Genomic DNA, 13,688 nt, shown 5'->3' on the forward strand with positions numbered 1-13,688 from the left:
TCTTTTTCAATAATCCATATCGGGTTAATATGTTTTTAATACTAAATGGAACAGAAGATGTTGTCAATCAAAAAACCAGGACGACGATGGACCCATCCTGGTTTACGCCTTTCCCCACCTTTTTTGCATCATAAAAGCGGGAATCTGGGGGCCGACGGTTTCCTCCTGCAGGCGTGGGGCGGCGGATTCCGAGGGCCGTTCCGTCTTTTCCCCTTCCCAATAATGTTGGAGCCGATCTCGGGCTCGGTCCAACAACTCATCGATCTCCATCCGTGACTCGGCGAAGGAGGGATCCGCCTGTTCCATCTGCTCCATGTACACCTTGCATTGGGTTAGAACCCGATGGATCTCCCGTGCCATCTCTCCTGCCGATTGCCGCTCCGTCGACTCCTCGTTTTGTTTCGGAGGACCCATCCGGCGCCGCAGCTGCTTAATATTGCGTTGCACCTCATGGGTCTTCATGTTGATACTGTCGATCTCATAGCGGTATTCCGGAAATTCTGCCTCAAGGGCTTGCAACTCTTGCAATAACCCGATCAAATATTTTTCCATCTTTTGAAAGCGTCCACCCGCTGTTTCCGCCAATCCCTTTCCTCCTCATGCTTGGAAGCGTGATGATCGGACGCACCCATTCACAACGCTTCCAAGGATACGTTTCATAAGAAGTATATACAGGGCACCAACTGTGAAGCAATACGGTTTCAAGCAAGTCATCCCAGGTGTTCCCACCTGACGTGCAATTCTAAAAGATCCATCGACCCAACAACCATTTTCCGATCCAGATCACCAGCCCGAAGGTGAGATTGATCCAGCCCAGCCAGCGGGTCACTTTTTGCTCCTTGGGCAGCTTCATCAGTTGATACATCCGCATATCAACACGCAACAGCAGTGCTCCGGTCACCAAAAACAGGACGACCAGATAATGCAGGTATCCGATGTAAACCATGGTGTGATCCATATAATCCCTCCTATCGCTCCCTCATCCCGGTCCGACGGGTGATATGTTTCACCTGGATGTCGACGGGCAAAGTGCGATATACCTGCCGCCATTTCCGATTGGTCCGGATGTGCCGGTTCCAGTACACAGGCTCTTTCGCCCGCACCCGTTCCCCAAAACCGAAGATGTCGGAACCTTTTTTCTGGGTTTTTTTCACCAATTGGAGACTCACCTGTTCGAGACGCTCTTCGATTTCTTTATCGATCCTTTTGATCACCTGGGTCGAGTCTACATGCTGAAGCAGGTTTGATTTTTCGTCAATTTCCGTTTCCACATAGATGGACACCTTCAAATGGGGGCGCCCTTTCTTCATCTCGACCCATTTTTTTGTCTCGCGGCTGAAAGCGGTGAACCTGACATGGCCTTTTCCTTCCGGAATGGGTACCGTTATGGAGTTTCCCGCCTGTTCAACCCCCATAATTTCCAAGTAGCTGGCAATTTCCAGCGGCTCCGTTTTCCCGACCATTTTATCTTCTACAAAAAGGGCGATCCCGTCGATTTCAATATGGAACTCCTGTTTTTTTCCACCTTTGGGCTGGATATAGGGCAGATACCCTTCCCTTCCTTTCGCCGCGTAGGCGGTAAAAAAGTTGCCGATGAAACTCTGGGGAAACTTCCCCATCCAAACCGCCTGCTCCATCATATCGGTCAGATACAGGGTGGGCACCCGTTCCAAGGGAGGTGCCACGGTCAATGCCTTATCAGCGGAGCTGCGGGAAACCAACAAGTAGGAGGACTTGCGGATTTCCGGATCACGCATCAGCAGGTCGAGGGTCTTTTTTAATCCTCGCTTTTCCAATTGTTCACTGACGATCACCACCCGGAAATGACCCAGATACAGCTCCTGAGACACCTGTTGCTGCAGGTTTTGTATCGCATCATCCAGGGTGTGACCCATCACTTGGATCACCCAAACCGATTTCTGACCGCCACCACCCTGGGATCCTCCTCCCTGCCCCGGTCCCAGGGGCACCCGCCCCGGCACCGCGATCTGGGCGGTCACCTTGATCATCTCTTCTCCCGGTGGTGGAAAACCATCTTTCCGGTTCGTCTCCGTAATTTGATCCTCGTGTTTCGCCGCTTCCGGCGGGACGGTATCGATTCCCAGCCCCAGGATGATGCCCCGCTCCTCCAATTCGGTGCGATCCCAGCACCCGGTGAGCCAGGGAGCGATCAGCAGCAAGACACAAAACCACTTAATGGTTTTCACCCCGCTGGGATGCATGCCGACTCCTCCTCATCGACCGATCGATCATCTCTCCCTCATCCCCGTTCGACGAATGCTGCTTGTGACCGTCACCTTGACCTGAAGCTCGTTTTTAAAGACCTGACGCCACTTTTCCCTCGTCCGAACGTGCCGATTCCAATACTCTGGTTCTTGGGCTCGCACCTGTTCCCCAAAACCGAATATATCCGAGCCCTCTTTCTGCAGATCTTGCACAAATTGCGCATTGATCCGTTGCAACCGACGGGACAGCCCCTTTCTCACTGATTGCAAGGTTTGGGTGGAGTTGATTTTGATCTGTTGATTCGATTTTGCATCCAACTCGCCTTCCACGTGAATAAATACGTGGACCAACGGTTTTCCCCGTCGGATCTCAACAAAGGGTTTCTGCGCCCGTTCCGTCTTTCGGATCATCACATTTCCCTGTTGGCCGGGAACAGGCACCGACACGCTGTATCCCGCCGCACCGATCCCGATCACCTCCATGAACCGAGCCACTTCCACCGGCTCTGTATGTCCCACCATTTTGTCTCCTACAAAGTAGGCTAACCCGTCGATCTCAATATCGATCTCGGAATCCGGTTTATTTCCGCCTTTGGGTTGAACATAGGGAAGATAGCCCTCCTTTCCTTTGGCTGCGTAGGCGGTAAAGAAGTTGCCGATAAAGCTTTGGGGGAATCTACCCGTCTGGACCGCATGATCCATGAGTCCCGATAAATACAACGTGGGTACCCGCTCCAAGGGAGGGGCCACCGCCAGCGCTTTGGAGGCCGGACCTCTGGACACCAAAAGATAGGAAGACTTGCGGATCTCCGGATCCCGCATCAACAGATCGAGGTTCTCCTTCAACCCCCGTTTGGCCAGCTCCTCACTGACGACCACGATCCTGAGATGCCCCAGATACAGCTGTTGGGCCACCTGCTGCTGCAGATTCTGCAGGGCATCCTCCAGGGTGTGACCCATCACCTGGATCGCCCAGACCGGCTTCTGACTTCCGCCACCGCCGCCACCCTGGGACCCACCCTGTCCCGGCCCCAGGGGAACCCGCCCCGGCACCGCGACCTGGGCGGTCACCTTGATCATCTCTTCCCCCGGCGGAGGAAAACCGGCTGGATCGTTGGTTTCCGTGATCTGATCCTCGTGTTTCTCCGCTTCGGGAGGCGCTGTATCAATCCCGAGCCCCAGGATGATCCCTCGCTCTTCCATCTCGGTACGATCCCAGCACCCGGTGAGCCAAGGGGTGATCAAGAGCAGGATACAGAGGCACTTAAGAGCTTTGCCCCGTCGTTTGTTGTCCACCGGAAGCCCCCCTCTTCCCGCGCAGAGCTGCTACCAACAGCAACAGCAGCGGATACAAGATGGTCGGGACCAAACCGGCCCTCCCCACCCATTGGATCGAATCGTATAAGACATGGATATTGCCTGGCAGCATCGCCAGCACAAACACAAAGGGCAGGATAAACCAGGAAAACAAGCGGTGATCCTGAAGGTTGAACAAGCGGCTCATCCCGTAGGCGGTCACATAGTAACTGGACAACAGGGTGGTAAACACCGCCATCACCCAGAGGATCAAGAAGGGAGCATCCAGGCGCTCCAGCACAGCACCTGGCAGCGAGGTGGCTTTGGCCAACTCCAGTGTGGGCCAGAAAAACTGCTTGGTCAGCTCCGGGCCGAACACCGATAAGGTGGCCATCGCAATCACCACATATAAGGCGCCGGAGATGCCGAGGCCCCACAAGGCAGCCACCCACGCTTTTTGAGGTCGTCGCATCGACGGAATGATCAGGGTGTGGACGAAGGACCCCTGAAACAGAGCGGCCACCGTCAGCATCCCTGGAAACATCCCCGCTGGTTGGTTACCCAGGATCGGCTGGAGAAAGAGAGGGTCGGCGTTTTTTAAGGAAAGGGCGACGATCACCAAAGCTGGGGCCAGAATAAACGGGAGGTAAAACTGATGGATGTAAGCGAAAACGTCGATGCCGTTACGGCTCGGTATGGCGGCCAGCAATAGCATCACCAGGACAGTCACCTCCAGCGGGGTCTTCCTCAGCACCGAGGCCACCACCACCTGCCCGAATTCCCGCGCGATTAAGGCGGTTAACAGAGCAAAAAACAGGACGAGGATCAACGTGCCCAATCGCCCCAGAAACTTGCCCAGAATCGCCTCGCTGTACTCCAGGATGGTCTGTTGTGGAAACCGCATGCCGAGCAGGGTGAGCAAGATCAACCCCAGGAATCCGACACCGAGGCCTAGCAGGGTGAGAAGCGGAGCTCCTGTATCCATCGATTGGGCAGTAAATCGGGGCAGAGCCAACACACCCACCCCAATCACGGTACTGATTAGGACGGCAGTCGCCTGCAACAGAGTGATTCGACGGGGTCGATTCATCGGTCATCCTCCTTTCCCTTCTTCGATTTGGAGACGGATTGCTCGGATTGACGCGGGGAGAGCGGGTTATGCGGAGACTCGTTTAACTTCTCCTGCACCTGGTCCCCTACCCGGTCCGGATTGAGCGGGTACAGATCCTGGGGCCGCTTGGTATGGAGCCAATAGGGAGCCCGGATTATCGCATCCTTCATCCCTTCCCAATTTCCCGGGATCAGCGGGCTGAGGTAGGGTTCTCCGAAAGATTTCAGGGACAATAGGTGATTGGTGATCAGAATCAGCCCGATCATCACCCCGTACAGCCCGAAAATCCCCGAGAGGATTAAAAGCGGAAAACGCACTATGCGCAAGGCGAGGGCGGCGTTGTAAGCTGGCGTCGCGAAGGAGCCGATGGTGGTTAGAGCGATGGCCACGACGGTGATCGGGCTGGCAAAACCGGCGTTGACTGCCGCCTCCCCGATGATCAGAACCCCGACGATAGACAGCGCCCCTCCGACAATAGAGGGCATGCGGATGGTCGCCTCCCGCAGAACCTCCATGGCGATTTCGATAAACAGTACCTCCACCACCGCGGGGAAGGGAACCCCAGCCCGTGCCCCCGCCGCCGCCACCGCAAATTCCGTCGGAATCAGTTCCGGATTGAAGGAGATGACCGCCACATACAGAGACGGGAAGATGAGCGAAAAGATCAAGGCGACCAGCCGGATCATCCGGAAAAAGCTGCCGCTGGTAAATCGCTCGGTGTAATCATCGACGGTTTGGTAGAACTGGGAAAATACCGCCGGTACGATCAACACCATGGGGGACCCGTCTATAATAAGCGCCACCCGCCCCTCCATCAGGGCAGAAGCGGTTTTGTCCGGGCGTTCGGTGCTTTGGGCCTGGGGAAACACCGTAAGGTGGTGATCCTGGATATATTGCTCGATCTGCCCCGTCTCATAGATGTTATCCTGGTCGATTTTCTGTAACCGGCGGATCACTTCGTCCACCAAGGCGGGATTGGCGATCCCCTTGATGTAACAGACCGCAAGGGTGGCCTTGGTGACTCGCCCCACCTCCATTTTTTTCACCCGAAAGTCCGGGCTGGGCAGGCGATAACGGAGCAGGGCGATGTTGGTTTTCAACAGCTCGATAAACCCTTCCCGGGGCCCTCGCACCACCCGCTCTGTTTCTGGATCCGTCACACTGCGCGCTTCCACATTGCGGGTGTCGATCACCAACGCTTCTTTGATCCCATCGATAATGATGGCGCTCTCTCCGCGCAGAACAGCATTCAACATTTTGTTGAAACTGTTCTCAATCTTGGCATCGGCGTGGAAAAGGGTGTCGTTGTAAAGAACATCCCGCAGTTGATCCTTGCGAATCTTTTCCCCTTGCAGGTGAAAGGGTTTGTACATGGTCGGCTTCAGGATATCCTCGTTGATCGATGTCTGTTTAATAATGTTGGAGAAATAGATGAGAATAGCAGGATAATCGCCAAACACGTGAAAACGGCGGATCACCAGGTCGTCGTTCTCCCCGATCATATTCAGGATCTGTTCGATGGTTTTTTTCAAATCCCCGGAGAGATGAATATCCCGTCGTTCCAGTTCTTTGCTGGGTATGTAATAGGGAGACGAGTTGGATTGCTTTCTCTTTTTGACTTTCCCAAACCAACGTTGAAAGATTGACATAATCGGCTCCTCATAACTTTTCCTCCTATCCTTTGAGCAAGGCCCCCTGTTTATACATGGGTGGACCCCATAAAAAAAACCCCGCCATAACAGCAGGGGCCGGATATGCCTCAGTCCATGAGAATAAAAAGAATATCGCATCGCTGTAAAAAGAAAGGGAAAGATCCATCCCCATTTCAATAGATCCCACAGGAAATCAACCTTTCTTCACACCAGGAGCGCCCATAGGATTAGGGTCATAACCAAGGCGGTCACTCCCTGGAGCAGGGTGGCGGCGGTGTGGGCTTTGTAGGCTTGGGCCACCTTCATACCGCTGAACTGGGTGACGACCCAAAAATAGCTATCATTGACATGGCTGACCGTCATCGCCCCGGCACCGATCGCCATCACAACCAGAGCGAGGGGCAAGGCGCCGCTGATCCCCACTTCCGACAGCATCGGCGCAATCAGGGCGGAGGTGATCACCAAGGACGCCGTGGAAGATCCTTGAGCGGTTTTTAGCGCTGCCGCGATAGCGAAGGGAATCAGTACAAAAAGCAGCCCGCTGAAGGCGCCTCCTTGAGCTACTCCCTTGATCAAATCGGCGACCGGCGTCGCCTGAATCACGGATCCGAAGGCGCCCCCGGCACCGGTAATCAACAGGATCGGGGCGGCGTCGATGATGGCCTCACCCACCCAGCCGGTCAAACGTTCCTCATCCCATTTCGGCAACAGGAAAAAAGCGGTCAACACTCCGATCAACAGAGCGACCACCGGCGACCCCAAAAACAAGAGCCCATCGGCCAGCGCCCCCTCCCACTGGAGAAAGCTGACCACGGACCCCTGGGCGATCAGGAGAATCGGTATCAGGATAGGAGCGAAGGACATGGCAGTGGAAGGCATTTCCCCCCAAGCCATGTCATCCACCTCTCCCTCTTCTTCCCCTTGGATATGGATGCGACAGGCCACTCGAGTTGCCCACAGGTAACCCACCCAAACCGTCGGTACGGCGACGATCAGTCCGACCCATATCACCGTACCAAGATAGCCGCTGGCGCCGATATTGCCGGCGGCAGCGATCGGACCCGGGGTGGGCGGAATCAGTGTGTGGGTAGCGAAGAGACCCGTCGCCAAGGCGATCGCCATGGAGGCGAGGGGCACCTTCGCCCGCTTCGCCAGGGATTTTTTCAGACTGGACAAGATCACATATCCCGAATCGCAAAAGACCGGGACGCTCACGATGGAACCGATCAGGGACATCGCCAGTTGCGGCCTTTTCTCCCCTACTCGGCGCAACACGACTTCCGCCATCCTGAGGGCGGCCCCCGATTTTTCCAAGATGTGTCCGATGACGGTGCCGGCCACGATCACCAAGCCGATGCTTCCCATCAGCTCACCGAAGCCTTCATTGATGGTTTTCACCACTTCCGGAAGCGGCATCCCGGCGAACATGCCCAAGCCGAAGGCGGCAAAAAGCAGGCTGAAAAAGGGATGCAACCGCCATTTAGCTGTCGCGATCACCACAAAACCGATTGACAGCAACAAGACAAGGATCAGTAACGGTCCGTGAAGCATCCGTCTTCCCCCATTTCTTCTCAGTTGTTGGACCTTGATGCTTGGAGCAGCCGGGCCCAATCTCGAGCCGCTTGGTACAAGAGCGGTTCCGCCTCACGCATCGCCTCCTGTACCGACATCGGCCGGCACAGGATCGATTGCAGGCTGACAAAGGGGTCATAAAGCGAGTCCACTCCCTCGCCTAGACTCCCGGAAATCAGGACAGGTTTAGCACCGTGCTTTTGGGCCAATTGAGCCACATACATCGGTACCTTTCCATAGCCGGTTTGAAAATCGGTTTGCCCCTCACCGGTGATGACCCAGTCCGCCTCGCGAATGACTTCCTCCAGTCCGGAAGCGTCAGCGACGATCTGCGCGCCGTTTTGAATCCGACCGCCCAGAACCAGCAAACCGAAGCCCAGCCCACCAGCCGCCCCCGCTCCGGGTTGATCCTTGAGGGAACGCCCCAGACACTCTTCTATCAACCGAGCATAGTGGTCCAGGCCTCGGTCCAGTTCCTGCACCTGTTCCGCCGTTGCCCCTTTTTGCGGGCCGAAGACCGCCGAACTTCCCTGTTCCCCGCAGAGGGGATTGGTCACATCGCTGGCTGCGAGCAAGGTAACTTCGGACAATCGCGGATCGAGAGAATCGAGCCGCACCTGATCGATCAACTTCAACCTGCCGCCAACCGGCGCCACCGGCCGACCTGAAGAGTCCTCAAAGACAGCGCCTAAGGCTTGCAACATGCCCATCCCGCCGTCATTGGTCGCACTGCCGCCCAATCCGACGATCAACCGCCGGTAACCGGCATCCAGGGCATGCCGGATCGCTTCCCCCACCCCGCGGCTGGAAGTGTAAAGCGGGTTTCGTTCCTCTTCGTGTACCATGGTCAACCCGGCAGTGTTCGCCGTTTCGATCACCGCTGTCTGTCGGTCGCCCAGCACCCCATAACAGGTGCGAACCCTCTTCAGTAAAGGACCTTGCACCTCCACCTCCACCGTTTTCCCTCCGGTAGCGAAGACAAGAGCTTCCAGGGTGCCTTCCCCGCCGTCAGCCATCGGTACAACAGATGCCTCCAGCCCCTCCATCTCCGAGGAAAGCGCTCGCAAAATGATCGTGCCTGCCTCTTTCGCCGACAAACTCCCCTTAAAGGAATCCGGCGCAATCACGATTTTCATGAATCAACCCTCTTTGCTGAATATTAAATATTTACGCAGGTCGGGGATCATCCGTATTCCACACGCAAAATCCATCCCCTGACCCGCATCTTGTCCGCCATCCATATACTTAGCATAAAGCAAGACGGGCCACAAAAAAACATGCGACTTTAGAAAGCCGCATGGTAAATGGATACCCTCTATCTAACTTCCATTTAAACAGATCATCCCTAGGGCGAATACGTTGACGAATTCTGTTTTTTCACTCATAAATCGATCATGTATTCTATCATGTATTAAGAATAGCATACGCCTTCCAAGTACTTGGTCCATATGATGGGTCACCACTTCATTTCATAAAAAAAGAAGACGGGAGGTTACACTCCTCCCCCAATCAAATGGAAATCGAGAGATATTTGGTTTCTAAAAACTCCTCAATCCCGTGGCGGCCGCCCTCTCTGCCTAATCCACTTTCTTTAAACCCGCCGAATGGGGCCTGTGGAGCAGAAGGAGCTCCGTCGTTCAGACCGATAATCCCGTATTCCAGTGATTCGCTGATTCGGATTGCCTTGCTGAGGTTTTCCGTAAACACATAGGCCGCCAGTCCATAGGGAGTATGATTGGCCCGCTCAATCACTTCAGCTTCTTCCTTAAATGAGGCCACAGGTGCCAAGGGTCCAAAGGTCTCCTCATTCATGCACAGCATGTCATCCGTCGCACCGGAGATAACGGTGGGCACAAAATAATGTCCTCGTTCCGAATCGTGAATGTTACCGCCGACGGAAACCCGTCCCCCTTTGTTCTTGGCATCTTCCACATGATCCTGAACTTTCCTTAAGGCTTGCTGATCGATGAGCGGTCCAATCTCGGTCCCCTCTGACAATCCATCACCGATCCGCAAGCGGGCGACAGCGGCTGAGAGTTTTTCCGTAAAGGTTTGCACCACTGATTCCTGTACATATATCCGATTGGCACAGATACAAGTCTGTCCCGCATTACGGAATTTGGAGGCGATCACCCCTGCAACAGCTTTGTCCAGATCCGCATCGTCCATCACGATAAACGGTGCGTGGCCCCCCAGCTCCAGGGAGATCTTTTTCACGGTGTCCGCCGCCCCCCGCATGAGCAGTTTACCCACTTCCGTCGACCCGGTAAAAGTCAGTTTTCGCACCCGTTCATCCTTCAGCCACGCTTCACCGATGGGGCCCGAACGGCCTGTCACCACATTAATGACCCCTTTTGGAATGCCTGCTTTTTCCGCGAGCTCAGCTAGTTTCAGAGCGGTGAGCGGCGTCTGGGTCGCCGGTTTAATCACCACGGTACACCCTGCGGCAAGGGCGGGAGCCACTTTCCGTGTGATCATCGCAGCGGGAAAGTTCCACGGTGTGATCGCAGCCACCACGCCGACGGGTTGCTTCTGTACCAGGATGCGCTTATTGGGATGAGATGCGGGAATCGTTTCTCCGTAGATCCGCTTCCCCTCTTCCGCATACCAGGAGATAAAACCGTTGGCGTAATCCACCTCCCCGATCGCCTCTTTTAACGGCTTTCCTTGTTCCTGTGTCATCAGTTCCCCGATCGCTTCCCTCTTCTCATCAATCAGCCGGTGCCATGTGGACAAAAAGCGGCTGCGCTCGTCCGCCGTTTTCTTGGACCAGGTTGGAAAGGCCCGGTAGGCGGCATCCACCGCCCGTTTGGCCTCCTTTTCTCCCCCTTTCGGCACCGATGCGATCCCCTCATCAGTCGCCGGGTTGACAACCTGGATTCGATCCAGCTCTTGGCCTGTCCACTGACCATCGATATACATCTCGTAAACTGGCTGCATCCTCCGTCCCTCCATTATTTTTTGAAACGGACATGGATATTGTTCCGCTTATAAGTGGCCTCGGGGAATTCGTACAGTTCCATCGACAGAGCCAAGTAACGCATGTTGAAAAGATCGGCAAAATGCTCCTCCATTACAGTGAACAATTGATCACAGGCCTCTTTCTTTTCATCCGGTGAACGGCCGGAGCCGATTTTCAAGGTGGCATGGACGAAGGCATCGTCTTCCGCTCCGTCGGCGATGCGATAATCATGAAGCTCGATCGCTCTGGAACGGATACCGCCGACCGGAAACAGATCACTTCGGGAAATCAGGACATCATGCACCTTCTTCAAAAGTCCGGCGATATCCGCCTCATCCTTGATATTATCCGTATACTCAACGATGAAATGAGGCATCCTTTCCCTCCTTGCGACTTTTAAGCCCGTATTGAAAAGTGTTCATCGCCCACGATGGTGTTGACCAACCGTCCGATGCCTTCGATTTCGGTCACCACTTCATCTCCGACCGCCGTATCCACCGACCCCTTCGGCGTTCCGGTCAAAATCATATCCCCCGGGTTAAGCGTCATAAAACGGCTCAGGTACTCGATCAAGCGAGGAATACTGAAAATCATATCGCTCGTCGTCCCTTCCTGGGTCAACTCCCCGTTGACATAGGTGCGCAAGGTGAGCTTCATCGGGTCGGGTACCTCTTTAGCATCGACCAGCCACGGACCGATCGGCGTGCAGGCGTCACGGTTTTTTACTCTTAAATTGGGGCGGTAATAGTTTTCAAGGTAATCTCGGATAGCATAATCGTTGGCCACCGTATATCCGGCCACATAGTCATACGCATCTTTCTCTTTCACATTCCTGGCGGTACGGCCCATGACGACAACCAATTCACATTCATAATGCATAAAGGTGACATCGGCTGGACGACGGGTCTGGGCGCGGTGTCCCACAAAGGTGTTGGGGCCCTTCAAAAAGACAAGCGGCTCCTTAGGTGCGTTGAAGGAAAGCTCCTTGGCGTGATCCGCATAATTTAAACCCAGGGCAAATGCAGTGCGCGGCTCAACCGGAGGCAACCAGACCACCTCATGCTCCTCCACAAAACGACCGTCATCCAGTTGGATGCTGCCATTCACATCGAAAGCGTCATGGATTGCTCCTCCAAAGGCGACACGCGCTTTTTTCATCATGCACCCCCTCCCGGCACCCCATCCATCGCATTCACAATGGGATTTTCCAGGATGCCCACCTGATCGATTTCAATCCGGATCCGGTCATCCACCCTCACCAGCGGAGCGCCTTCCGGCACGCCAACCAACAACGCATCCCCTGGGTTGAGTGTCATAAACTCCGTCACATCGGCGAGCAAGCGTGCCACCGAGCGAATCAGGTTAGTGGTTGAATTCTCCTGGCGAAGCTCCCCGTTTACATAGACGCGCACGCCCAATGCATCCGGATCCACTACGGCATCACACTGGATCACCCATGGGCCGATCGGGCAAAAACCGTCACGGGCCTTTTGCTTGACCGCCGGACGATGGAGACGGTCATGGGGGATACTTACATCGTTGACCACTGTGTACCCCGCAACATAATCCAGGGCATCCGCCTCCTTCACTCGGGTGGCCCTGCGACCGATGACGACCCCCAGAGACGCACCTACCTCCAGTTGGGAAACATCTTCGGGCAGAGGGATCGGCAGACCATGTCCTGACAATGTGTTTCGCGGTTTGATGTAGAGAACAGGGGCTTTTGGCGGCTCCTGATAAGGGGGCTCATGCACCGCTTCCCCCAGTTCCGCCAGTCCCCCTCTGTAATTTAACAATGTACCGTAGACCGTTCCTGAGACCGGGGCGCCCAAAGACAGCTTGTTGAGTTCATACCGGGTGCCTTTTGACACGATGATCCCCTCCGACGGATCGACCTCCGCTTCCTCGACGGAGGGCACCCGGTGGAATTTGATCTCTGCCTTGCTCATGCCGCTCCACTCCTCCATAATCACCACGTTGTTATTTTCAGATGATCTGCTTGGCCAGGGATCCGTACTTGCCCGCAAAAAATGTGAGCGGATCCCCTTCTTTCAAACCGATATCGATCACTTCACCGACATATAAGGTGTGATCACCGATGGGATGGGAGCTGTAACCCTTGCAGACAATGGCGGCTAAGGCATCCGGAATCACAGGTACACCCTCGATGAAGTCAAAATCGATCCCTTTCTCCGCTTGTTTTTGACCGGCAAAATGCTTGGAAATGTTCTGTTGCTCTTCGGATAAAATGCTCACGGCAAATCGCTCCGATTCTCTCAACTTCTCATGCATTTGCGCTTTGTGATCGACAGAGACAGTGATCAATTTTGGATTCAGCGAAACGGACATAAAGGCATTGGCCGTCATTCCGTGCACTTCATCATCTATCTTTGTCGTAATTACGGTAACACCGGTTGTAAAACGGCCCATTGCGTTTCGAAAGAGTCGATCATCCATAAAGTTGAACCTCCTTTATCCATGGTTTTAAACCGAGACGGTCTGAATGGATGCTGCTGATGGATAGACGGGACACTGTTTCCTGTACGGATCCGAATAAGATCAGTTCATCCTCTTGATCCGCAGAGGAGAAACAGTGTAAAATCCCGTGACTCACGTTACTTCCGTCGCTCACTTCCACCTGCTATGAACCGGACTTGGGCATCACATATGGATCCCGAATCCGGATTTTGATGAAGCCGGCATCCATCTGTTGAACCCCTTCCATATCGATTCGATCATGGTCCCCCAAATCGTTGGGGACCTGATCCACTTTTCCGTTAGGAGGCGTTACCCATCGCTTGGTGACCAAAAGTAAAATCAAAACCGACTACCCCACATGCCTGGCGTGAATACCCAGGATGTATTCGTTT

14 protein-coding genes are annotated in these 13,688 nt (G+C 54.5%); all 14 read right to left on the minus strand.

What is annotated here, in order from left to right; all coding sequences use genetic code 11:
* Nucleotides 1-102: 102 nt before the first annotated feature.
* The 14 genes from BLP91_RS11110 to BLP91_RS11175 all read right to left on the minus strand — a co-directional run bounded on the left by BLP91_RS11110 (nt 103) and on the right by BLP91_RS11175 (nt 13,639).
* Nucleotides 103-585 (minus strand): hypothetical protein, encoded by a 483-nt coding sequence (locus BLP91_RS11110; RefSeq protein WP_091570914.1) that lies wholly within the window; start codon nt 583-585, stop codon nt 103-105.
* Nucleotides 586-742: 157 nt separating this feature from the next.
* Nucleotides 743-958, minus strand: a complete 216-nt coding sequence (locus BLP91_RS11115) for a CLC_0170 family protein (protein WP_091570917.1) — start codon at nt 956-958, stop codon at nt 743-745.
* Nucleotides 959-968: 10 nt separating this feature from the next.
* Nucleotides 969-2,222 carry a Ger(x)C family spore germination protein gene (locus tag BLP91_RS11120; protein ID WP_091570919.1) on the minus strand — a complete coding sequence of 418 codons (1,254 nt, stop codon included), beginning with the start codon at nt 2,220-2,222 and terminating at the stop codon, nt 969-971.
* A 27-nt stretch (nt 2,223-2,249) separates the two neighbouring features.
* Nucleotides 2,250-3,521, minus strand: coding sequence for a Ger(x)C family spore germination protein (locus tag BLP91_RS11125; RefSeq protein ID WP_091570922.1), 1,272 nt, complete (start codon nt 3,519-3,521; stop codon nt 2,250-2,252).
* Nucleotides 3,490-4,611 (minus strand): GerAB/ArcD/ProY family transporter, encoded by a 1,122-nt coding sequence (locus tag BLP91_RS11130; protein ID WP_091570925.1) that lies wholly within the window; start codon nt 4,609-4,611, stop codon nt 3,490-3,492. Before BLP91_RS11130 ends, BLP91_RS11125 begins: the two co-directional genes overlap by 32 nt.
* On the minus strand, nt 4,608-6,281 hold the full coding sequence (locus tag BLP91_RS11135) for a spore germination protein (RefSeq protein ID WP_091570929.1): 1,674 nt from the start codon (nt 6,279-6,281) through the stop codon (nt 4,608-4,610). Before BLP91_RS11135 ends, BLP91_RS11130 begins: the two co-directional genes overlap by 4 nt.
* A gap of 207 nt (nt 6,282-6,488) precedes the next feature.
* A complete protein-coding gene (locus BLP91_RS11140) occupies nt 6,489-7,835 on the minus strand; it encodes a GntP family permease (RefSeq protein WP_091570932.1) in 1,347 nt (448 codons plus the stop codon).
* 20 nt (nt 7,836-7,855) lie between these two features.
* Nucleotides 7,856-8,992 (minus strand): glycerate kinase, encoded by a 1,137-nt coding sequence (locus tag BLP91_RS11145; protein ID WP_091570935.1) that lies wholly within the window; start codon nt 8,990-8,992, stop codon nt 7,856-7,858.
* A gap of 373 nt (nt 8,993-9,365) precedes the next feature.
* On the minus strand, nt 9,366-10,796 hold the full coding sequence (locus tag BLP91_RS11150; RefSeq protein ID WP_091570937.1) for an NAD-dependent succinate-semialdehyde dehydrogenase: 1,431 nt from the start codon (nt 10,794-10,796) through the stop codon (nt 9,366-9,368).
* A gap of 14 nt (nt 10,797-10,810) precedes the next feature.
* Nucleotides 10,811-11,194 carry a 5-carboxymethyl-2-hydroxymuconate Delta-isomerase gene (locus tag BLP91_RS11155; RefSeq protein ID WP_091570940.1) on the minus strand — a complete coding sequence of 128 codons (384 nt, stop codon included), beginning with the start codon at nt 11,192-11,194 and terminating at the stop codon, nt 10,811-10,813.
* 20 nt (nt 11,195-11,214) lie between these two features.
* Complete coding sequence (locus BLP91_RS11160; protein WP_091571090.1) at nt 11,215-11,976, minus strand: fumarylacetoacetate hydrolase family protein; 762 nt, start codon at nt 11,974-11,976, stop codon at nt 11,215-11,217.
* Entirely contained in the window at nt 11,976-12,767 is a 792-nt protein-coding gene (locus tag BLP91_RS11165; RefSeq protein WP_091570943.1) for a fumarylacetoacetate hydrolase family protein, read from the minus strand. Before BLP91_RS11165 ends, BLP91_RS11160 begins: the two co-directional genes overlap by 1 nt.
* A 37-nt stretch (nt 12,768-12,804) precedes the next feature.
* Nucleotides 12,805-13,275, minus strand: a complete 471-nt coding sequence (locus tag BLP91_RS11170; RefSeq protein ID WP_091570945.1) for a flavin reductase family protein — start codon at nt 13,273-13,275, stop codon at nt 12,805-12,807.
* A 184-nt stretch (nt 13,276-13,459) separates the two neighbouring features.
* Nucleotides 13,460-13,639, minus strand: a complete 180-nt coding sequence (locus BLP91_RS11175; protein WP_091570948.1) for a hypothetical protein — start codon at nt 13,637-13,639, stop codon at nt 13,460-13,462.
* Nucleotides 13,640-13,688: the final 49 nt, after the last annotated feature.

Origin of the sequence: Melghirimyces thermohalophilus (assembly GCF_900102685.1) — a bacterium.
GTDB classification, from domain to species: Bacteria; Bacillota; Bacilli; order Thermoactinomycetales; family DSM-45169; genus Melghirimyces; species Melghirimyces thermohalophilus.

Bases quoted from the DNA above. Each gene is read 5' to 3' on its own strand.
- BLP91_RS11115 (WP_091570917.1), bottom strand. From the start codon at position 958: ATGGATCACACCATGGTTTACATCGGATACCTGCATTATCTGGTCGTC.
- BLP91_RS11120 (WP_091570919.1), bottom strand. From the start codon at position 2,222: ATGCATCCCAGCGGGGTGAAAACCATTAAGTGGTTTTGTGTCTTGCTG.
- BLP91_RS11130 (WP_091570925.1), bottom strand. From the start codon at position 4,611: ATGAATCGACCCCGTCGAATCACTCTGTTGCAGGCGACTGCCGTCCTA.
- BLP91_RS11135 (WP_091570929.1), bottom strand. From the start codon at position 6,281: ATGTCAATCTTTCAACGTTGGTTTGGGAAAGTCAAAAAGAGAAAGCAA.
- BLP91_RS11140 (WP_091570932.1), bottom strand. From the start codon at position 7,835: ATGCTTCACGGACCGTTACTGATCCTTGTCTTGTTGCTGTCAATCGGT.
- BLP91_RS11145 (WP_091570935.1), bottom strand. From the start codon at position 8,992: ATGAAAATCGTGATTGCGCCGGATTCCTTTAAGGGGAGTTTGTCGGCG.
- BLP91_RS11150 (WP_091570937.1), bottom strand. From the start codon at position 10,796: ATGCAGCCAGTTTACGAGATGTATATCGATGGTCAGTGGACAGGCCAA.
- BLP91_RS11155 (WP_091570940.1), bottom strand. From the start codon at position 11,194: ATGCCTCATTTCATCGTTGAGTATACGGATAATATCAAGGATGAGGCG.
- BLP91_RS11160 (WP_091571090.1), bottom strand. From the start codon at position 11,976: ATGAAAAAAGCGCGTGTCGCCTTTGGAGGAGCAATCCATGACGCTTTC.
- BLP91_RS11165 (WP_091570943.1), bottom strand. From the start codon at position 12,767: ATGAGCAAGGCAGAGATCAAATTCCACCGGGTGCCCTCCGTCGAGGAA.
- BLP91_RS11170 (WP_091570945.1), bottom strand. From the start codon at position 13,275: ATGGATGATCGACTCTTTCGAAACGCAATGGGCCGTTTTACAACCGGT.